Annotated in this window: 18 protein-coding genes and 1 riboswitch; of the genes, 8 read left to right on the forward strand and 10 right to left on the reverse strand. The window is 71.1% G+C overall.

The window, feature by feature from the left end; genetic code table 11:
• Positions 1-63 precede the first annotated feature (63 nt).
• The 5 genes from ABZ576_RS14845 to ABZ576_RS14865 all read right to left on the reverse strand — a co-directional run bounded on the left by ABZ576_RS14845 (position 64) and on the right by ABZ576_RS14865 (position 5772).
• A complete protein-coding gene (locus ABZ576_RS14845) occupies positions 64-1836 on the reverse strand; it encodes an ABC transporter substrate-binding protein (protein WP_360739956.1) in 1773 nt (590 codons plus the stop codon).
• A gap of 35 nt (positions 1837-1871) precedes the next feature.
• Entirely contained in the window at positions 1872-2870 is a 999-nt protein-coding gene (locus ABZ576_RS14850) for an ABC transporter permease (protein WP_360739959.1), read from the reverse strand.
• 350 nt (positions 2871-3220) lie between these two features.
• Positions 3221-3997 carry an enhanced serine sensitivity protein SseB C-terminal domain-containing protein gene (locus tag ABZ576_RS14855; protein ID WP_360740073.1) on the reverse strand — a complete coding sequence of 259 codons (777 nt, stop codon included), beginning with the start codon at positions 3995-3997 and terminating at the stop codon, positions 3221-3223.
• A gap of 212 nt (positions 3998-4209) precedes the next feature.
• Positions 4210-5001, reverse strand: coding sequence for an enhanced serine sensitivity protein SseB (locus ABZ576_RS14860; RefSeq protein WP_360739962.1), 792 nt, complete (start codon positions 4999-5001; stop codon positions 4210-4212).
• Positions 5002-5091: 90 nt separating this feature from the next.
• Positions 5092-5772, reverse strand: coding sequence for an AAA family ATPase (locus tag ABZ576_RS14865; protein ID WP_360739965.1), 681 nt, complete (start codon positions 5770-5772; stop codon positions 5092-5094).
• Between the two features lie 177 nt (positions 5773-5949).
• Positions 5950-6046, forward strand: a riboswitch (glycine riboswitch).
• 157 nt (positions 6047-6203) lie between these two features.
• On the opposite strand from ABZ576_RS14865, the gene gcvT reads away from it, so the two are divergent.
• The 4 genes from gcvT to ABZ576_RS14885 all read left to right on the forward strand — a co-directional run bounded on the left by gcvT (position 6204) and on the right by ABZ576_RS14885 (position 10615).
• Positions 6204-7322 (forward strand): glycine cleavage system aminomethyltransferase GcvT, encoded by a 1119-nt coding sequence (gcvT, locus tag ABZ576_RS14870; RefSeq protein WP_360739968.1) that lies wholly within the window; start codon positions 6204-6206, stop codon positions 7320-7322.
• 137 nt (positions 7323-7459) lie between these two features.
• Positions 7460-7837, forward strand: a complete 378-nt coding sequence (gene gcvH / locus ABZ576_RS14875; RefSeq protein ID WP_360739971.1) for a glycine cleavage system protein GcvH — start codon at positions 7460-7462, stop codon at positions 7835-7837.
• A gap of 14 nt (positions 7838-7851) precedes the next feature.
• Positions 7852-9132 (forward strand): serine hydroxymethyltransferase, encoded by a 1281-nt coding sequence (glyA, locus tag ABZ576_RS14880; RefSeq protein ID WP_360739973.1) that lies wholly within the window; start codon positions 7852-7854, stop codon positions 9130-9132.
• Between the two features lie 115 nt (positions 9133-9247).
• Positions 9248-10615, forward strand: coding sequence for an L-serine ammonia-lyase (locus ABZ576_RS14885; RefSeq protein WP_360739976.1), 1368 nt, complete (start codon positions 9248-9250; stop codon positions 10613-10615).
• Between the two features lie 109 nt (positions 10616-10724).
• On the opposite strand, the gene ABZ576_RS14890 is transcribed toward ABZ576_RS14885, so the two are convergent.
• Complete coding sequence (locus ABZ576_RS14890; RefSeq protein WP_360739979.1) at positions 10725-12482, reverse strand: M28 family peptidase; 1758 nt, start codon at positions 12480-12482, stop codon at positions 10725-10727.
• A 351-nt stretch (positions 12483-12833) separates the two neighbouring features.
• Between ABZ576_RS14890 and ABZ576_RS14895 the strand changes: the two genes are divergently transcribed.
• The 3 genes from ABZ576_RS14895 (at position 12834) to ABZ576_RS14905 (ending at position 15571) form a co-directional block, all read left to right on the forward strand.
• On the forward strand, positions 12834-13841 hold the full coding sequence (locus tag ABZ576_RS14895; protein ID WP_360739982.1) for a LuxR C-terminal-related transcriptional regulator: 1008 nt from the start codon (positions 12834-12836) through the stop codon (positions 13839-13841).
• A gap of 107 nt (positions 13842-13948) precedes the next feature.
• Positions 13949-14980 carry a phosphatidylinositol-specific phospholipase C domain-containing protein gene (locus ABZ576_RS14900; RefSeq protein WP_360739985.1) on the forward strand — a complete coding sequence of 344 codons (1032 nt, stop codon included), beginning with the start codon at positions 13949-13951 and terminating at the stop codon, positions 14978-14980.
• A gap of 36 nt (positions 14981-15016) precedes the next feature.
• Entirely contained in the window at positions 15017-15571 is a 555-nt protein-coding gene (locus ABZ576_RS14905; protein WP_360739987.1) for a glycoside hydrolase family 25 protein, read from the forward strand.
• Between the two features lie 16 nt (positions 15572-15587).
• Here ABZ576_RS14905 and ABZ576_RS14910 read toward each other — a convergent pair whose 3' ends face one another.
• Complete coding sequence (locus ABZ576_RS14910) at positions 15588-16280, reverse strand: NAD(P)-binding domain-containing protein (RefSeq protein ID WP_360739990.1); 693 nt, start codon at positions 16278-16280, stop codon at positions 15588-15590.
• A 51-nt stretch (positions 16281-16331) separates the two neighbouring features.
• Positions 16332-16466, reverse strand: coding sequence for a hypothetical protein (locus ABZ576_RS14915; RefSeq protein WP_360739992.1), 135 nt, complete (start codon positions 16464-16466; stop codon positions 16332-16334).
• Between the two features lie 142 nt (positions 16467-16608).
• Here ABZ576_RS14915 and ABZ576_RS14920 point away from each other — a divergent pair, with 142 nt between their 5' ends.
• On the forward strand, positions 16609-16821 hold the full coding sequence (locus ABZ576_RS14920; protein ID WP_360740076.1) for an EF-hand domain-containing protein: 213 nt from the start codon (positions 16609-16611) through the stop codon (positions 16819-16821).
• Between the two features lie 96 nt (positions 16822-16917).
• Here the strand turns inward: ABZ576_RS14920 and ABZ576_RS14925 are convergent, their stop codons facing one another.
• Together ABZ576_RS14925 and ABZ576_RS14930 are read right to left on the reverse strand one after the other, a co-directional pair.
• Positions 16918-18105 carry a YncE family protein gene (locus tag ABZ576_RS14925; protein WP_360739995.1) on the reverse strand — a complete coding sequence of 396 codons (1188 nt, stop codon included), beginning with the start codon at positions 18103-18105 and terminating at the stop codon, positions 16918-16920.
• Complete coding sequence (locus ABZ576_RS14930) at positions 18105-18914, reverse strand: polysaccharide deacetylase family protein (protein WP_360739997.1); 810 nt, start codon at positions 18912-18914, stop codon at positions 18105-18107. Before ABZ576_RS14930 ends, ABZ576_RS14925 begins: the two co-directional genes overlap by 1 nt.
• Positions 18915-19004 lie beyond the last annotated feature (90 nt).

Raw genomic sequence — 19004 nt, forward strand, 5'->3', positions numbered from 1 at the left:
CGCTGGTGCCCGCGGGCCGCGAAGCCCGCGGGCACCAATGCCTTCACCTGCCTTCCGGGGCTGCTACTTCGACGCGACGCCGATGTTGAGGTAGTCGTACTGACCGCTGAAGGCCGCCGTGGAAACCAGGTTGGTGTAGTTCTGCGGGCGGGCCAGCAGGACCTTGAAGTAGGTCAGCGGGACGAGGACGGCGTCGTCCATGGTCTTCTTGTCGATCTGCGTGTAGAGGCTGTTGCGCTCGGTCGCGTCCTGGGTGCCGATCGCCTTGGCCAGCAGAGCGTTGACGTCCTTGTTGTCGTACTGCGCCAGGTTGGTGTTGCCGGACTGGCTGATCGCCTTGCCGTTCAGGATCTGCTGCAGGAAGCCGTAGCCGGAAGGCCAGTCGGCACCCCACTGCATCATGATCAGACCGATGTTCTGCTTCTCGGTGAACTTCGGCACACCGGCGTAGTCGGTGAAGTACTTGCCGGACGGGTACTGCTTGAGGGTGGCGTTGATGCCGACCTTCTTCAGCGAGTTGATGATCGCCGTGGCCGCGTCGACCTCCTGCGGACGGTCCGAGCGCGCCGAGATGTTGGTGCTGATCGACGACTTGCCGCAGGCCTTCAGCTGCTCCTTGGCCTTGGCGGTGTCACCCTTGCTGTCCTTGGTGGCGTAGGCGTCGGACTTCTCGTAACCCGGGATGTCCGGCGGCAGGACGGTGGAGGCGACGTCACCGCGGATCGGGCCGCCCTCGGCGGTCTGCACCGAGACCTTGTCGATCGCGTACTGCACGGCCTTGCGGCACTCGACCTTGTCGAACGGCGCGACCTTGGTGTTGATCGCCATGTAGACGAGGCGGCCACCGTAGGTGTTGTCCGTGTTGGCCTTCTTGGCGGCGTCGGTGAGCACCTTCGCCTGGGTGGAGGCCTGGACACCGGTGCCGGCCAGGTCGATCGCGTCACCCGCGAGGACGTCCTGGTCGATCTTCTCCGGGTTGACCTTCAGGTTGACGACGATCTTCTCCGGCAGCTGCTTGCGCAGCGGGTCGGTCTTCGGGTCCCAGTTCTCGTTGCGCACCAGGACGGCCTGCTTGCCGTCCTCGTAGCTCTGGAACTTGTACGAGCCGGAGGACACGATGTGCTTGACGTAGTCGACGCCCTTGTCCTTGGCCTTCGGGACCGGGGCCGTCTGCGGGGCGGCGACCAGGTAGTCGAACTCCTGGAAGGCCTGCTTCAGGTGGAAGACGACCGTGGTGTCGTCCGGCGTCTCGATGGAGGACAGGCCCTTGCCGCTCTTGTCCTTGTACGGGCCCTTGTACTTGTCGCCGTCGGCCAGGAACTGCTGGAAGTAGTTCGGGCCGAGGGAGAGCACGTCACGCGCGAAGTTGGAGCGCTCGACGGCGTACTTGACGTCCTTCGAGGTGATCGGCGTGCCGTCCTCGTACTTCAGGCCCGGACGCAGCTTGTACGTCCAGGTCTTGCCGCCGTCGCTCGGGACACCCTTGCCCTCGGCGAGGTCCGGGACGAGGGTGTTGCCCTCGTCGCCCGGGCCGGGCTTGAAGGTCATCAGCGGGCGGGCCCACAGCCGGCTGAGGTTGTACATGTACGCGTAGTAGGTGTTGCCCGGGTCGAACGAGTCCGGGACGTCGGCCATCTCGTAGGTGACCGTCCCGCCCTTCTTGTCCGACACGTTGACGACGCCCTTGGTCGCGGCGTTGGCCCCGGCCGACTTGGTGCCGTTCTCGTTCTTGTTCTCATCGGCCTTGCTGCAACCCGAAAGAAACAGGCTGGCGGAGCCGATGGCCGCGATCGCGGCCAGCGCTGACCTTCGCATGATGGGCGCTTTCCCCTCCATTGATTGGAAACTTGTCGGGCTCTCTGCGGCAGGCGTCAGCGGCTGCGCGGGTCGAGAGCATCGCGGAGACCGTCACCGAGCAGGTTGAAGGCCAGGACGGTCACGAAGATGGCGAGTCCGGGGACGATCATGTACGCGGGGTCGACCTGGTAGAAGGTGACCGCCTCGCGGAGCATGCCGCCCCAGGACGCCTGCGGGGGCTGGATGCCGACGCCGAGGAAGCTCAGGGACGCCTCGAAGAGGATGTTGGTCGGGATGAGCAGCGTCGAGTAGACGATGATCGGGCCGACCAGGTTGGGCATCAGCTCCCGGAACAGGATGTACGGCGCCTTGGCGCCCATGCCGCGGGAGGCGTCCACGAACTCGCGCTCGCGCAGGGCGAGGGTCTGGCCCCGCACGATCCGGCCCAGGTACGGCCAGTTGAAGAAGCCGATGACGAAGATGAGCACGCTCAGGTGGAGCGGCAGTCCGTTGAGGCCGAACGCGCCGCCCTGGAGGGTGGCGGAGATGGCGATCGCGAAGAGCAGGAGGGGGAAGGCGAGGAAGGTGTCCATCAGCCGGCTGATGATCGAGTCGACCCGGCCGCCGTAGTAGCCCGCGATGACGCCCATGATCGCGCCGATCACGTTGGACAGGACCGTGGCGCCGAAGGCGACGACCAGCGACACCCAGGAGCCCTCCAGGATGCGGGTGGCGATGTCCCGGCCGAACTTGGGGTCGACACCGAGCGGGTGGTCCGCGCTCATACCGCCCCAACTGCCCTTGGGCAGCGAGGTGTCCGGGTTGATCAGGTCCTGGTTGAAGGCGTTGGGGTCGAGCCCCAGCATGGCCTGGAGGGGGCGCGAGAGGATCGCCAGGAGGATCAGCAGGACGACGATGACGCCGCCGGCGACGGCGACCTTGTCCTTCTTGAACCGGGTCCAGGCGATCTGGCCCAGGGAACGACCCTCGATCTGCCCCTTATCGGCACCCTCCAGCACAGCCTCCGGCTGTGCCTCGGCTGCCGCCCCGGTGGTCTCGATCGGTGCGGTCACGGTGAGCGACCCCTCTCGCCGGTGGTGACCGGCCTGCGCCTGCCGCGGTTTGCGGCTTTGTCGACTTGCCATCGATCACGAGGTCTCGACCTCATGTCTGAGTCGCGAGTCTTCAGCTTGGCCGCGATCACCCGCCAGGTCTGACGGCGAAAGTATGCGCAACCGTGATGCAGTCCAGGGGATTCCGTTATCCGAACAGTGGGTAACGCACCCCGGACGCGGTCCAGTTGGGGCAAGGGGAAGAATTGGCGCGGTTCAGGACGTAGCGCAGATGTCTACGCGCGCAGAAGCGGGTCGTCCGTGTAAATACTGCGCCCGGCCCCGAACGGCCGGGCCGGCGGGCCCGTTGGTCAGTAGCCGCCGTGCGCCGGGGGGTAGCCGTAGCCGTACCCGGCGGCCGGCGGGGCCTGCAGCTGGGGCTGCGGCGCAGGGGCGTGGGCCTCGCGGTCGTAGAAGGGGCGCGCGTGGGTCCGCATCCACATCACCACCGGGTCGTGGTCGTCGGTCATCGCGACCGTCGACACCGGCAGGCCCTCCGGCACCGCGCCGATGGACTGCTGCATCATCGCGCGCACCGAGTCGACCGCGGCCGGCGAGGTCTCGTACACGTCCAGGCCGATGGCGAGGTACGGCGCTCCGAGCGCCGGCTGCACCCAGGCCCGGCGCAGCGAGCGGAGCGCGGGGGTGCGGTGCGCGTTCTGCGCGAGCAGGGCGTAGAACTGCGGGATCTCGATGCCGGGCTCGGACAGGCTGAGCGGGCCGGCGGGCTGCCGGTCCAGTCCGGTGGCGATGCGGCGCAGGTCGAGCCAGGGGACGCCGACCCCGCCGCCCGGGGCGTGCGGGTTGAGCCAGAGCCCGTAGTGGTCCGGGTAGAGGGTGCGGGCCACGTCCAGGCCGTCGACCACTTCGTAGGAGCGGTTCCAGCCGCTGGCCGACAGCTCCTGGGCGGAGGTCACGCACGGGGCGTAGTGGAATCCCTCCACCTCCATGTCCCCGTACTGGGCGTCCGGTGCGCCGGCCTGGCCGTGCCACAGGAGCATCCAGATCTGGCCGGAGGACGGGGTGGCGAGGGCGCGCAGCAGGGCCTCGTAGGCGTCGTAGCGTCCAGGCGTGACCTGGCGCAGCATGTGTTCCACGCCGCCGCCTACGCTGCCGCTGTGGCTCGCGCTCACTCGTCGTGCCCTTCTTCGTCAGTGCCCCGCGTTCGGGGACAGCTTATGCGCCTGGTGGCTCGGGTCCTTCTGTTCGTGCGCGGGTGCGGGGGCGCGGTGGGGTACCGCGCCCCTCGGGGGCGGCCGCGTCCGGGCCGGGTGCCAGGGGCCGTGCCGGTGGCCGGAAGCTAGTGGCCGTGCTGGTAGAAGGGCCGCACGTGCGCCTTCATCCAGTCGGCGACCGGGTCCTGGGCGACGTCCAGCAGCACGAGGTTGACCGGCCACCCGACCGGGACCCTGCCGAGTGCCCGGCCCAGCGCGTCCAGCGGCACGGCCCGCAGATCGCCCTCCCAGCGGGAGAGTTCGACGCCCACGAACAGCACCGGGTCGGCCGTCTCCACGGCGGCCAGGCAGCGGCGGGCGGTGAGGACCACGCCGGTTGCGGCGAACTCGGCGGAGGCGGCGGAGAGGAAGTCGACCGGGTCGTCCTGCCAGTCGGGCTCGAAGAGACGCACCCGGCCGCCGCTGCCCGGCCCGTCGAGCGGGGTGCGGCCCACCCGGCACAGCTCGGCCACGGCCTCCGGCGGCAGCGGGATGCCGGCCACACCGCCCGGGTTCACCGCGATGCCCGCCTGCGGGGGCAGGCCCTGGGCGAACTCCACGGCCGGGGCGACGGTGTACGACATGTGGGGGCCGGCCGCCTGGCGCAGCTGCTCCTCGGAGCTGAACACCGGGACGTACGCCTGGCCGTCGATGTCCATGGCCGGCAGGTCCAGCGAGCCGCTGTCCGGGCCACCGCCGTTGGGCAGCGGTATCCACAGCAGGCTCCGGCCGAGCACCTCCACGATCCGGCCGCCCGCCGTGGGCACGCCGAGGGACGCCGACAGCACCTCCTCCAGTTCGTTGCCGGGCCAACCGCCGTGCGGGTGGGGGTGCGCCTGTGCCGGGAAGTCCGCGGGAAAGTCCGCCGGGAAGTCCATCTGCCTACCGCCTGCTGGGAACCACTGCTGTGAGCATGAAGGCTAGCGGGTGGCGGTGACAGTGGCCGGTGCCCGCCCGCCCGGAACGGTTCACGCGGAGAAGTCCACGCGGTGCAGGGTGTCCGCCGCGGCCCGGTCCAGCAGCACCGCCGAACCGCAGCCCGCGGGCAGCTCGCCCCGCTCCACCGCGCCGAGCAGCCGGGCGGTCGCGCGGCGGTGGCGGCGGAACGCGTACCGGGAGACGCCCCGGCCGCGCTCGCGCTGGCCCTCCCGGGCCGCTTGCGGGGTGACGTCGAGGAGGAGCAGGCGCAGGGTGCCGCCGCGGCGGCGGGCCTCGCGGGCGAGCCAGGTGCGCACCCACGCCTGGGTGCCGCAGTCGTGCACCACGACACCGCCGTCGGCGCGCAGCGCGCGGCGCAGGCCGGCGTAGTGGGCGAGGCGGACCAGGGGGCGGTAGAGCGCGTACGGCAGGAAGCGGGGCAGGCGGGCCGCGAAACGGTCGCGGGTGTCCTGGGAGTCGACACGGCGGCCGGGGACCGCGCGGCGCATCAGGGTGGACTTGCCGCTGCCCGGCAGGCCGGTGACCACCACCACGTCCCGGGGGTCGAAGACCAGGGCGCGCGGGCTGCGGCCGGCCCGGTCGCGCAGGTCGCGGACGACCGGGGCGGTGCGCGCGGAGCGCCGGGCGCGGGCCGGGGCACGGGTCTGCTCCGGCACCGGGAGGCCGGCGCCGGCGGTGGTGGCGGTGACGTACGCCCTGGTCCTGTTCACCGTGATCGTCCTCCCCGATGGGCTCGGTCGTCCCTTGCCCGCTTCATGTAAAGGGAAGGTAATGGCGGAGATCGGCGGTTCCGTGTGCGTACGGCCACAGGTCGGTTACAGAGGCGGGCCCTGACGGGCCGGGGCGCGGCGTGCAATGATGAGCCCGCCAACTGCATACCGGCCGTTTGAATCCGCGCGGGAGAGTCCCCGGCAGCTTCGCTGGGGCGCCGAAGGAGCAAGTCCCTCCCTTGAATCTCTCAGGCCCCGTTACCGCGCGGGCGAGGCACATCTGAAAAGCGGGCCGCCGCGACGGCGGCCCCACCCAAGGTGCAAGCCGAGATCGTCCCTGTGGCGGTTCCGGCGAACCTCTCAGGTTCCGATGACAGATGGGGAGGAACGTTCCTCGCCCCGTCCCATCTGCCTTGGGAGACGACCGACCGATGAGCAGTACCGAACTCCGTCACACCGCGCTCGATGCCGTGCATCGCTCGCTGGGCGCGACGATGACCGACTTCGCCGGCTGGGACATGCCCCTGCGCTACGGCTCGGAGCGCGACGAGCACGTCGCCGTGCGCACGAAGGCCGGTCTCTTCGACCTCTCCCACATGGGCGAGATCACCGTCACCGGCCCCGGGGCCGCCGCCCTGCTGAACTTCGCCCTGGTCGGCAACATCGCCTCCGTCGGCGTCGGCCGCGCCCGCTACACCATGATCTGCCAGGCCGACGGCGGCATCCTGGACGACCTGATCGTCTACCGGCTGGCCGAGACCGAGTACATGGTCGTGGCCAACGCCTCCAACGCCCAGGTGGTGCTGGACGCGCTCACCGAGCGCGCGGCCGGGTTCGACGCCGAGGTCCGCGACGACCGGGACGCGTACGCGCTGATCGCGGTGCAGGGCCCGGAGTCCCCCGGCATCCTGAAGTCGCTCACCGACGCCGACCTGGACGGCCTGAAGTACTACGCGGGCCTGCCCGGCACGGTCGCCGGCGTCCCGGCGCTGATCGCCCGCACGGGCTACACCGGCGAGGACGGCTTCGAGCTGTTCGTGAAGCCGGAGCACGCGGTGGAGCTGTGGCAGGCGCTGACCAAGGCGGGCGAGGGCGCCGGCCTGGTCCCGTGCGGTCTGTCCTGCCGGGACACGCTGCGCCTGGAGGCGGGCATGCCGCTGTACGGGCACGAGCTGACCACCTCCCTCACCCCCTTCGACGCCGGGCTCGGCCGGGTGGTCAAGTTCGAGAAGGAGGGCGACTTCGTCGGGCGCGAGGCGCTCGCGCGGGCCGCCGAGCGGGCCGCGGCCGAGCCCCCGCGGGTGCTGGTCGGCCTGGTCGCCGAGGGCCGCCGGGTGCCGCGCGCCGGGTACGCCGTCGTCGCCGGCGGCGAGGTGATCGGCGAGGTCACCTCCGGCGCCCCCTCCCCCACCCTGGGCAAGCCGATCGCCATGGCCTACGTCGACGCCGGCCACGCCGCGCCGGGCACCGAGGGTGTCGGCGTGGACATCCGGGGCAGCCACGAGCCCTTCCGGGTCGTGGCGCTGCCCTTCTACAAGCGCCAGAAGTAGAGACTGGGCGCGGCACGTCCCCGGGGCACGACCACGCGTCCCCCCGACGTGACCCTGCGCACATTTCCCCTGCTCACGAGCAGTTTCCGCAGTCCCCCCTTCACCAGCACTCCCGCGCGTACAGGAGAATTCAGGCCATGAGCAACCCCCAGCAGCTGCGTTACAGCAAGGAGCACGAGTGGCTGTCGGCCGCCGAGGACGGCGTCTCGACGGTCGGCATCACCGAGTTCGCGGCCAACGCGCTCGGCGACGTCGTCTACGCCCAGCTCCCCGAGGTCGGCTCCACCGTGACCGCGGGCGAGACCTGCGGCGAGCTGGAGTCGACCAAGTCGGTCTCCGACCTGTACTCGCCGGTCACCGGTGAGGTCACCGAGATCAACGAGGACGTCGTCGACGACCCCTCGCTTGTGAACTCGGCCCCCTTCGCGGGCGGCTGGCTGTTCAAGGTGCGCGTCACGGAGGAGCCGGCCGACCTGCTCTCCGCCGACGAGTACACCGCCCAGAACGCCGGCTGAGGAGTCGTAGCCGTATGACCGTCCTGAACACGCCCCTGCACGAGCTGGACCCGGAGGTCGCCGCCGCGGTCGACGCCGAGCTGCACCGTCAGCAGTCCACGCTCGAGATGATCGCGTCCGAGAACTTCGCGCCGCTCGCGGTGATGGAGGCCCAGGGCTCGGTCCTCACCAACAAGTACGCCGAGGGCTACCCGGGCCGCCGCTACTACGGCGGCTGCGAGCACGTCGACGTCGCCGAGCAGATCGCCATCGACCGGATCAAGGAGCTGTTCGGCGCCGAGTACGCCAACGTGCAGCCCCACTCCGGTGCCTCCGCCAACCAGGCGGCCCTGTTCGCGCTGGCCCAGCCCGGGGACACCATCCTCGGCCTGGACCTGGCGCACGGCGGCCACCTGACCCACGGCATGCGCCTGAACTTCTCCGGCAAGCAGTTCGACGTGGTCGCCTACCACGTGGACGAGGCGACCGGCCTGGTCGACATGGCCGAGGTCGAGCGGCTCGCCAAGGAGCACCGCCCGAAGGTGATCATCGCGGGCTGGTCGGCGTACCCGCGCCGGCTGGACTTCGCGGAGTTCCGCCGGATCGCCGACGAGGTCGAGGCGTACCTGTGGGTCGACATGGCGCACTTCGCGGGCCTGGTCGCCGCCGGTCTCCACCCGAACCCGGTCGAGCACGCGCACGTGGTCACCTCCACCACCCACAAGACCCTCGGCGGTCCGCGCGGCGGCATCATCCTCGCGAAGAAGGAGTTCGCGAAGAAGCTGAACTCCTCCGTCTTCCCGGGCTTCCAGGGCGGTCCCCTGGAGCACGTGATCGCGGCCAAGGCGGTCTCCTTCAAGGTCGCGGCGGGCGAGGACTTCAAGGAGCGCCAGCGCCGTACGGTGGAGGGTGCCCGCATCCTCGCCGAGCGGCTGACCGCGGCGGACGCCCGCGAGGCCGGGATCAACGTGCTCACCGGCGGCACGGACGTGCACCTGGTCCTGGTCGACCTGCGCGAGTCGGAGCTGGACGGCCAGCAGGCCGAGGACCGGCTCCACGAGGTCGGCATCACGGTCAACCGCAACGCCGTCCCGAACGACCCGCGTCCGCCGATGGTCACCTCGGGCCTGCGGATCGGTACGCCGGCCCTGGCCACCCGCGGTTTCACGGCCGAGGACTTCGCCGAGGTCGCGGACGTGATCGCCGAGGCGCTGAAGGCACCGGCCCCGTTCGGGGCGGCCGAGGCGGAGGCGCTCAAGGCGCGCGTGAAGGCGCTCGCCGACAAGCACCCGCTGTACCCGGGTCTGAACAAGTAAGTCACCTTTCGCGGGGCACCGCGCACACTGGGAGTACCGGCGTGCGCGGTGCCCGCGCCCCTGTACCAGCCCTTTGCACCACCTTTTGCACCACCCCCGTATTGAGGAGTCATCCGTGGCCATCTCGGTCTTCGACCTGTTCTCGATCGGCATCGGCCCGTCCAGCTCCCACACGGTCGGCCCGATGCGCGCGGCGCGCATGTTCGCCCGCCGGCTGCGCAACGAGGAGCTGCTCGGCTCCGTCGCGTCCCTGCGCTGCGAGCTGTACGGCTCGCTCGGCGCCACCGGCCACGGCCACGGCACGCCGAAGGCGGTACTGCTCGGCCTGGAGGGGGCCTCGCCGCGCACGGTGGACGTGGAGCACGCCGACGAGCGGGTGGACACCATCAAGGCGACGGGCCGGCTGAACGTGCTCGGCGAGCACGAGATCGCCTTCTCCTTCGACGACGACCTGGTCCTGCACCGCCGCAAGGCCCTGCCCTACCACGCCAACGGCATGACGATCCTGGCGTACGACGCCGAGGGCGCCGAGCTGCTGTCCAAGACGTACTACTCGGTCGGCGGCGGCTTCGTGGTGGACGAGGACGCGGTGGGCGCGGACCGCATCAAGCTGGACGACACGGTCCTGAAGTACCCCTTCCGTACGGGCGACGAGCTGCTGCGCCTGGCGCGGGAGACGGGTCTGTCGATCTCGTCGCTGATGCTGGAGAACGAGCGGGCCTGGCGCACCGAGGCGGAGATCCGCGCGGGCCTGCTGGAGATCTGGCGGGTGATGCAGGCGTGCGTGGCCCGCGGCATGTCCCGCGAGGGCATCCTGCCGGGCGGTCTGAAGGTGCGCCGGCGGGCCGCGAACACGGCGCGCAAGCTGCGCTCGGAAGGCGACCCGCAGGCCCTCGCCATGGAGTGGATCACGCTCTACGCGATGGCCGTCAACGAGGAGAACGCGGCCGGTGGCCGGGTCGTCACCGCCCCGACGAACGGCGCGGCCGGCATCATCCCGGCGGTCCTGCACTACTACGTGAACTTCGTGCCCGGCGCCGACGAGGAGGGCGTGGTCCGCTTCCTGCTCGCCGCCGGTGCGATCGGCATGCTGTTCAAGGAGAACGCCTCCATCTCCGGCGCCGAGGTCGGCTGCCAGGGCGAGGTCGGCTCCGCCTGCTCCATGGCGGCGGGCGCCCTCGCCGAGGTGCTCGGCGGCTCCCCCGAGCAGGTGGAGAACGCGGCCGAGATCGGCATGGAGCACAATCTCGGCCTGACCTGCGACCCGGTCGGCGGCCTGGTCCAGATCCCGTGCATCGAGCGCAACGGCATGGCCGCGGTGAAGGCGGTCACGGCCGCGAAGATGGCGATGCGCGGCGACGGCTCGCACAAGGTGTCCCTGGACAAGGTCATCAAGACCATGAAGGACACCGGCGCCGACATGAGCGTGAAGTACAAGGAGACGGCGCGGGGCGGGCTCGCGGTGAACATCATCGAGTGCTAAGGGGTGTCGCACCCCTCAGGGGTGTCTCACCCCCCGGCCCGGCCGGGTCCGTGGGAGAGGGAGGCGGGTCCCCGGGGATCCGCCTCCCTCTGCGCGCCGTGCGGGGGGGTCAGCCGGTCGTCAGGGTGGCGTCGTCGACGACGAAGCTGGTCTGGAGGCTGGAGTCCTCGGTGGCCGTGAAGCTCAGCGTGATCTGCTGGCCGAGGTACTGGCTGAGGTCCAGGGTGCGTTCGGTGTACCCGGCGGCCGCGTTGGCGTTGGAGTACGTCTGCTTGGCGGTGCCGTTGACCTTGACCTGGAAGGTGTCGTAGGCCGTCGTGCCCGACTCGGCGGTGTCGATGTGCAGCCAGTAGCGCAGGGTCGCCTTGGTGCAGCCGGACGGGACGGTCACCGTCTGTCCGAGGGTGTCGGTGGCCGCGTAGCCGTAGCCCGCCAGCCAGGCGTACCGCGAACCGGAGTGCGCGGACTGGCCGCTGAAGGAGCCGATCGCTCCGGTGCTGCCCGTCCACGGCGACGTACCGCTCTCGAAGCCGCCGTTGGAGATCACTTGTGTCGCCGTGCAGCCGCCGGCGCCCTTGACGGTCAGCGTGTACTGCGCGGTGTGGGTGGTGGTACCGGTGCCGGTGATCGTGAGGGTGTACGTCCCGGGCGCCACGGAGGAGCCGACGGAGATCGTGGCCGTGGAGGAGGCGCCGGAGGTCACCGAGGCCGGGCTGAAGGCGACCGTGACACCCGACGGGGCGCCCGAGGCGGAGAGGTTCACCGTCTGCGCCGAGCCGCTGGTGGTGGCCGTGGAGACCGTGGTGGTCAGCGAGGTTCCGGGGTCGGTGCTGCCCGTGGCCGGGCTCGCGGAGACCGAGAAGTCGTTGGCCGGGGTGGTGTCCGAGACGGCCTGCTTCCACAGCGTGTAGGCGACGCCGTCGGCGCTGCGGTTGAGCCCGGTGGCGTTGATGTTGCCGGTGGTGTCGCACGCCGAGTGGTAGCAGCCGTCGTACGCGGCGCCCGCCGTGCCGCCCCACTTGGCCGCCTGTGCCGAGGTCTTGCGGGCGCTCGCCCCCATGGCGTAGCCGGAGGTCGGGATGCCGTAGTTCTCGAAGGAGTAGTCGTCGGAGCGGCCCGCGCCCTCGGTGTTCTCCTCGGGCTGGAGGTTCAGCGAGTCCCAGTACGCCTTCATCGGCGCGGCGGCGGTGGAGGTGATGTGGTTGATGAAGTAGCCGCCGTTGGGCGAGGCGACCATGTCGAAGTTGTAGTACGCCTTGATCGCCGAGCGCTGGGCGGAGGTGAGGGAGCGGACGTAGAAGTCCGAGCCGTTCAGGCCCTGCTCCTCGTCCGTCCACCAGCCGAAGCGGACGCGCGCCGCCATGGCGGGGCGGGTCTCGGCGAGCTTCAGCGCGACCTCCAGGAGGGTCGCGCTGCCGGAGCCGTTGTCGTTGATGCCGGGTCCGGCGGAGACGCTGTCCAGGTGGGAGCCGAACATGTACACCTTGGACGCGTCGCCCTGGGGCCACTCGGCTATCAGGTTGGGTCCGGCGCCGCTGGTGCAGCCGGAGGTGCAGGGCTGCTCGGTGACCGTGTAGCCGGCCGCCTGGAGCTTGCCCTTCACGTAGGCGACCGAGTCGCGGTAGCCCTGGCCGGTCGATCTGCGGTTGCCGCCGTTGCGGCCGGCTATGGCGTTGAGTTCGGTGAGGTGCGCCTGGACCCTGGTGACGTCGATGTCGGGCGCGGCCGCGGCCAGGGCGGGGGCCGAGGCCGCCGCCGCGCGCTGGCCCGCGGGGGCCGCTTCGGCGGCCGCGGGCAGGACCGCGAGGCCCGCGGCGGCCGTGACCAGCGAGAGGCCTGCCAGGGAGAGTCTTCGTAGCCGTAGCACCTTGTCTCCTTGTGGGGTTGAGGAAACGGCGGGCGGGCGTCGGCTCCGGTCGAGCCGTGCCGCTCGCCCATATGAGCATGCGCATGCCAATCGCCTGTCAAGCCTCGTCCCGCGGGACCGGCCGGATCAGGTGGTCGCACCCGCCCCCTCGGCGGCCGTCGGCGCATGGGCTGCCGGGGAGGCGCACCGGGGTGCCGAGGAGTTGGGCGGGCGGCCACGAGGTTAACGGCGGGGCGGTCCGCCCGCCCCTGGCCGAAACCGGCACGTCCGCTCCCGGCCAGGCGGCCCGCCGGCACAGACGGCCGGGAGATCTCTCTGGCCAGTGGCACGGGGCGCCCGTATCGTGCGCGCATGCACGCGGCGCAGAACCCTCCACCGGGCGGGCGGTCGGCGGACTCGGGGGCCAAGGATGCCTATGTGGCCCTGCTGGAGCGGCTCGCCAGGTCCGGAACCAGCAATTCCGCCGCCGAGCGGGAGGAACTCGGGGAACTGCCCGCCGAGTTGACCCGCTGGCTGGCGGACCGGCGGCTGCTGGACCCGAGCGGGGAGCGGCTCAGCCCGCCGGAACGCGCCCTGCGCCACCTCGTCCTGGAACACCGGCGCCGCCTGCTGGAGACGGCCGAGGGACTGGGCCGTGACGCCCAGGCGATGGAGGACGTCCTGTCGCTGCTGGCGGTCCCGCGCTTCGACGCCCGGGAGGCCGTGCGGACGGAGTACTTCACGGACCGCGAGCGCACCCGGAAGCGGCTGGAGGAACTGGACGCGCTCAGCCGGGAGGAGTTCCTGGCGATGCGCAACTCCTTCCCGGACGCGCAGGTCCTGGAGGCCAGTCTGGCCCGGGACCTGGAGATGGCGGCCGACGGCATCCGGATCCGCATGCTGACCTCCCAGCAGGCCCTGCGCTCACCGGCGCCGGCCCGCTACCTGAACGCGCTGGCGGACGCCGGGGCGGAGGTGCGGGTCGCCGTGACGGTGCCCCTGCACATGAACATCATGGACCGCACGATCGTGGTCATCGGGGCGGGGCCGGGGCCGCAGGGGGAGGGCGGCGACGTCATCCTGCACAGCACGCCCGTCGCGCAGTGCTTCGTCAGGGTCTTCACCCACTCCTGGGATCTGGCGCGGCCGCACACCGAGCCGTCCGCCGGGCGCGGACGCGCCGGGTGCGAACTGTCCGCGCGGGAACGCGAGGTGCTGGCCCTGCTGGCCACCGGCGCCAAGGACGGGACCATCGCCCGGCGGCTGGCCTGCTCGGACCGCACCCTGCGCCGGCTGATGAACCAGATCATGGAGAAACTCGGCACCTCCAGCCGGTTCGAGGCCGGGGTGAGGGCCGTCCGCCTCGGCCTGGTGAGCTGAGCCGGCACCCCGGCGCACGGGGCCGATGTTCCCCGTGGGGCTACCGCGCGGTAACCGCGCGGCTCTACGCTGCCGCCGACTCGGCTACTCACAAGGGAAGTTGGCGGATGCGCGCAATGAGACGGCTGGCGGCGCTGATCGGCGCCGCCGTTGCACTGGCAGTGCTGCCGGGACACGCCCAGGCGGCGTCGCCGGCGTTCTCCCAGACGACGGCAATCGGCACGCACAACGCGTACGAGAAGACCAAGTACCCCTATTTCGCTCAGGCGTTGGACTCCGGCGCCTCACTGCTGGAGCTCGACGTCTACGTCGACAGCCTCAGCCGCCGCTGGCGGGTCAGCCACAGCAACCCGCTGGGCAACGACAACAACTGCGAGGCGGCGAAGACCCCGGGCGAGCTGTACGGCAAGAGCCGCAACCAGGACCTGGGCGGCTGCCTGGACAACATGGCCGCCTGGAACCAGCTGCACCCCGACCACCCGCCGGTCGTCGTCAAGGTCGAGATGAAGGTCGGCTTCAACGACGACGCGGGCCTCGGACCCGACGAGTTCGACACCCTCGTCGCCCAGAAGCTGGGCAGCAGCGTCTACAAGCCGGCCGACCTGCTCGGCGGGACGTACGGCACGCTGGACGCGGCGGCGAGGGCGAACGCCTGGCCCTCCCGCGACGCGCTCCGGGGGAAGTTCCTCTTCGACCTGATCCCCGGCACGGTGGAGCAGGGCAACCCGTTCGACCACTACTGGACGGACGAGGAGTACGGCGAGCACCTGCGCGACCTCTCCGCGGCCGGCCGGATCTCCGCGGCCCAGGCCTTCCCGGCCGTCCTGGGTGCCGCCGCCGGCGACCCCCGCACCAGCCGCTACGACGCCTCGATCCGCCCCTGGTTCGTGTTCTTCGACGGTGACGCGGCCAGTTACGTCAACAACGGCTACGACACCTCGTTCTACTCCGCGAACCACTACATCCTGATCACCACGGACGCCCACAACGTCTCACCGGCGATCTCCTCCACCAACCCCACGGACGCCGAAGTCGCCGCGCGCCTCGACCTGTTGGCCAGGCACCACGCGAGCCTCATCACCTCCGACTGGTCGGCGAAGTCCGCGTCCGTGCTGAGTTCGGTGACGAGCCGGGGCTGAGGTTCCACAAGCGGGCGTACCGGGCACAACACCCCCATGCTGCATGGCATCGACGTAAGCGCCTACCAGTCCTCCTCCTACCGCACGGACGGCCTCTCCTTCGTCTTCGTCAAGGCGACGGAGGGCCGTTCGTACGTCAATCCCCGGCTGACCGCCCAGACGAAGACCGCCCGCGACGCCGGACTGGTCGTCGGTTTCTACCACTTCCTGTGGCCCGGTCACCTGACCGCCCAAGCCGAGTACTTCCTGCGCCACGCCCCCGACCGTCCGGGCGACCTCCTCGCCGTCGACTGGGAGACCACGGGCGAGGGCACGCACGCGAGCAACGCGGAGAAGGACCGCTTCATCCGCAAGCTGAAGGAGTCACGGCCGCACAACCGGGTCGTGCTCTACTGCAACCGCCACTTCTGGCTGAACGTCGACGACACCTCGTACGCCGGGGACGCGCTGTGGATCGCCGACTACGTCACGGCCGGCAAGCCCCGCATCAAGGCGAAGTGGCTGTTCCACCAGTACACCAGCGAACCCCATGACAAGGACGTGGCCCGGTTCTCGGACGAGGACGACCTGCGCGACTGGGCCACCCTGTGAGGACCGGGCGCGCGCCTCAGGCCCGGAAGTCCGCCGGGCGCTCGGCGGATGCCTCCGCCAGGGCCTTGCGCACCTCCTCCACGCCCGCGCGCAGACCGTAGACGGGCGTGCCGGGCTGCTGGCGCCAGGATTCGGCGATGGTGCCCGCGTCGACCGTGTCGAAGCCCAGCTCGTCGATCAGGTCGCGGACGACCCGCTTGGCCGCCTCGTCGTCGCCGGCGACCGGGAGGGCCATGCGCTCGGGGTCGCCCGCGGGGCGGTGCCGGTCCAGGAGGTCCTGGGCGTAGGTGCCGTTGAACGCCTTGACCACCGGGTGGCCGAGGTGCTGCTCGGTCCAGCGGCTCTCGGTGAGGCCCTCGTCCTCGACGGCCGCGATCCGGCCGTCCCGCTGCGGGTAGTAGTTGCCCGTGTCGATCACCGCGGCGCCCTCGGCCGCGCCGTCCAGCAGACCGGAGGGGAGGGACGGGACCGCTTTCAGGGGGACGGTGATGACCACGACCTGGGCGCCCTCGGCCGCCTGCGCCGCGTGGACCGGGGTCGCGCCGGTCTCCGCGGCCAGTTCCCGGAGCGTCTCGGGGCCGCGGGAGTTGGCGACGGAGACGTCGTGGCCGAGCGCGGTGAGCCGCCGGGTGAGGTTGCCGCCGATGTTGCCCGCGCCGATGATGCCGATCTTCATGAACTGACCCTTCGAGGATCGATGCGTGTGCATGCTTCGGTCGGCGGCGACAACCCCGGGGGCGGCGGGACTATTCCGGTGGTGTCACTTGATGTTGAGCTTGACCTTGTCACCCTCGGTGAGACCGCTCTTGGCGATGGTCTGACTGAACGACTGGGCCTTCTTGCCGGGCGCCTTGCACGTGTTCGTGGTCCGGCAGCCCCCGGGTTTCGCACTCACCACGCTCCTACAACGCCTCACGGCCCGCAACATGAGACTCCGCCCGGGTGGGCGCCGCATTCCCCGCTCACGCGGGCCGTTAATCTGACCAGCGTCAGTACGCCTGTACGGCATGAGAAACACGAACAAAAGGGGCGGATCGGTGGCGGACATCGAGGAAGCACGCAAGCAGTTCCAGCGGATCGACAGCGACGGTGACGGATTCATCACCGCTGCCGAGTTCAAGTCCGCCCTGGCCCAGCAAGGCGACTGGAACGTCACCGAGACGGTTGCCGAGGCCATCATCGGGACCCGCGACCTCGACGGCGACAAGGTCCTGTCGTTCGACGAGTTCTGGTCCTACCTGAGCAAGTGACCTGGAGGGGACGCCCGCGCGGGCGTCCCCTTCGCCGTCAGGCGCGGGCGGCCGGGGCGGGGCCGGACGCCGTCCGGTGGCCGTGGCGCCACCGGTTCAGCGGAAGATGCCGGTGTGCCCCAGCGAGTAGCGGCCCGGCTGGGGGTAGACGGCGAGGCCGTGCGGACCGCTGCCGACCTTGATGCGGGCCCGTTGGGCGCCGGTGCGGGTGTCGATGGCGTAGACCTCGGAGTGGTAGCGGCCGGAGAGCCACAGGGTCGTGCCGTCGGCGGAGACACCGCCCATGTCGGGGCTGCCGCCGCCGGGCAGGTGCCACTTCTTCGTGAGCCGGTCCTGGGCGAAGTCGAAGACGGAGACGGAGCCCTCGCCGCGGTTGGAGATGTACATCTCCCGGGAGTCGCGGCTGACGTAGAGGCCGTGGGCGCCCTTGCCGGTGGGGAGGAACCGGGGCCGGGCGAAGGTGTCGCCGTTCAGGATCCACAGGCCGTTCGCCATCATGTCGGCGATGTAGAACAGCCTGCCGTCCGGGGAGATCTTGACGTCCTGCGGCATGGCGCCGCGCAGCGGCAGTCTCTGCTGGGCGACGACTTCCATCTTCGCGGTGTCGACCTTGAGGATCTCGCCGCTGAACTCGCAGGAGACGATGAAGTAGCGGCCGTCGGCGGAGAAGTCGGCGTGGTTGACGCCGTAGCAGCTGACCGGGACCGACTTGACGACCCGCATGGTGTGCGCGTCCCGGAAGACCAGTCGGCGGTCCATGGAGGCCATGACGACCGCGTGCCTGCCGTCGGGCGTGAAGTAGAGGTTGTACGGGTCGTGCACGTCGACCGGCCGGCCGGCCCTGCCGGTCCGCGGGTCGATGGGGGTGAGGGTGTTGCCGAGGTCGTTGTTGACCCACAGCGTCTTCAGGTCCCAGGACGGTACGACGTGCTGGGGCTGGCGGCCGACCGGGATGGTCTCGACGACCCGGTAGGTGGCGGGGTCGATGACGCTGACGGTGTCGGAGTTGGTGTTCGGCACGTAGATCCGGGAGGGGACGTCCTTGACCACGGGCGAGAGCCGGTTCGGCCGGTCGGCGGAGTAGAGGTCGGCCGGGTCCTGCACCGGCGGCATCCCGGGCAGCACGTTCACCCGGGGCCGCTCGGGCAGTTGCCGCCGGGCCGTTTCCTTGCCGGCCGGGGCCGCCCGCTCGGGACGCCGGTCACCGTCGCACGCGGACAGCAGGGCGAGGGCGGTGACGGTGGCGGCGGCGGCCAGCAGGCGGGCGGCTTTCGTGGTTCGCATCAGCTCAGCAGCTCCGTGGTGGTGACCGCGCGCAGTCCGCGGCGGCCGAGTTCGGTCAGGACGTCGGGGAGGGCGGCGACCGTGTCGGGGTAGCCGAAGTGCAGGCTCACCACCGAACCTTCGCGCACGTCGGCGAGGACCTTGCGGGTGACGGCGGCGGCGCCCGGACGGGTGTGGTCGAGCGAGTCGACGTCGTACGACAGCACGTGCGGGTAGCCGGCCGCGCGGGCCAGCCGGGCGACGAGCGGGGAGGCGGCCGCGGCCCGGGAGGGGCGGAACCAGGTGCCGATCGATCCGGTGAGCCGCCTGAGCCGCTCGGCGCAGTCGGTGATCTCCCGGCGCGCCCCGGCCTCGGACATGGCGTTGACGGAGTCGTGCCGCTGGGTGTGGTTGCCGAGGTCGTGGCCGCCGTCGAGGATCCGGCGGGCGAGTTCCGGGTGCTCGTCCAGCCAGGTGCCGACGGCGAGCACGGTGAGGTGGGCGCCGCGCTGTTCGGCCGTGGTGAGCAGGGCGCGGGCGAGGGCCGGGTCGCCCTGGCCGTGGAAGGTGAGGGCCACCTGGGGGCGGGTGCGCGGGCCGTGGGTGATCTGGACGGGCAGCCCGGGGTAGGCACGGGGGGCGGGGGCCGGCGCCGGGGGGCGCGGGGAGGCGGCGGGGACCGCGGGCGGGGACACGGCGGGGGACGTGGGGGCGGCCGGCGGGGCGGCGGCCCGTCCGGCGCCGCACCCGGCGGCGAGCGCACCGCCGGCGACGATCCCGGCGCCGGCGCGGAGCGCCTCGCGGCGGTTGGTGGTGGTCACCCGTACCATTTAAGGGGCGAAGGGTGGCAAAACCGGCGATTGGCCTGTACGGGGACGTATGCGGGTCGGAGGTCGGCACCCCGCCTGGAGGGAATGGGC

Origin of the sequence: Streptomyces sp. NPDC013455 (genome assembly GCF_040632975.1) — a bacterium.
Lineage (GTDB): Bacteria > Actinomycetota > Actinomycetes > Streptomycetales > Streptomycetaceae > Streptomyces.

Bases quoted from the DNA above. Each gene is read 5' to 3' on its own strand.
- ABZ576_RS14910 (WP_360739990.1), bottom strand. From the start codon at position 16,280: ATGCACACGCATCGATCCTCGAAGGGTCAGTTCATGAAGATCGGCATC.
- ABZ576_RS14930 (WP_360739997.1), bottom strand. From the start codon at position 18,914: ATGGTACGGGTGACCACCACCAACCGCCGCGAGGCGCTCCGCGCCGGC.
- ABZ576_RS14895 (WP_360739982.1), top strand. From the start codon at position 12,834: ATGCACGCGGCGCAGAACCCTCCACCGGGCGGGCGGTCGGCGGACTCG.
- ABZ576_RS14860 (WP_360739962.1), bottom strand. From the start codon at position 5,001: ATGGACTTCCCGGCGGACTTTCCCGCGGACTTCCCGGCACAGGCGCAC.
- glyA (WP_360739973.1), top strand. From the start codon at position 7,852: ATGACCGTCCTGAACACGCCCCTGCACGAGCTGGACCCGGAGGTCGCC.
- ABZ576_RS14900 (WP_360739985.1), top strand. From the start codon at position 13,949: ATGCGCGCAATGAGACGGCTGGCGGCGCTGATCGGCGCCGCCGTTGCA.
- gcvH (WP_360739971.1), top strand. From the start codon at position 7,460: ATGAGCAACCCCCAGCAGCTGCGTTACAGCAAGGAGCACGAGTGGCTG.
- gcvT (WP_360739968.1), top strand. From the start codon at position 6,204: ATGAGCAGTACCGAACTCCGTCACACCGCGCTCGATGCCGTGCATCGC.
- ABZ576_RS14855 (WP_360740073.1), bottom strand. From the start codon at position 3,997: ATGCTGCGCCAGGTCACGCCTGGACGCTACGACGCCTACGAGGCCCTG.
- ABZ576_RS14925 (WP_360739995.1), bottom strand. From the start codon at position 18,105: ATGCGAACCACGAAAGCCGCCCGCCTGCTGGCCGCCGCCGCCACCGTC.
- ABZ576_RS14845 (WP_360739956.1), bottom strand. From the start codon at position 1,836: ATGGAGGGGAAAGCGCCCATCATGCGAAGGTCAGCGCTGGCCGCGATC.
- ABZ576_RS14905 (WP_360739987.1), top strand. From the start codon at position 15,017: ATGCTGCATGGCATCGACGTAAGCGCCTACCAGTCCTCCTCCTACCGC.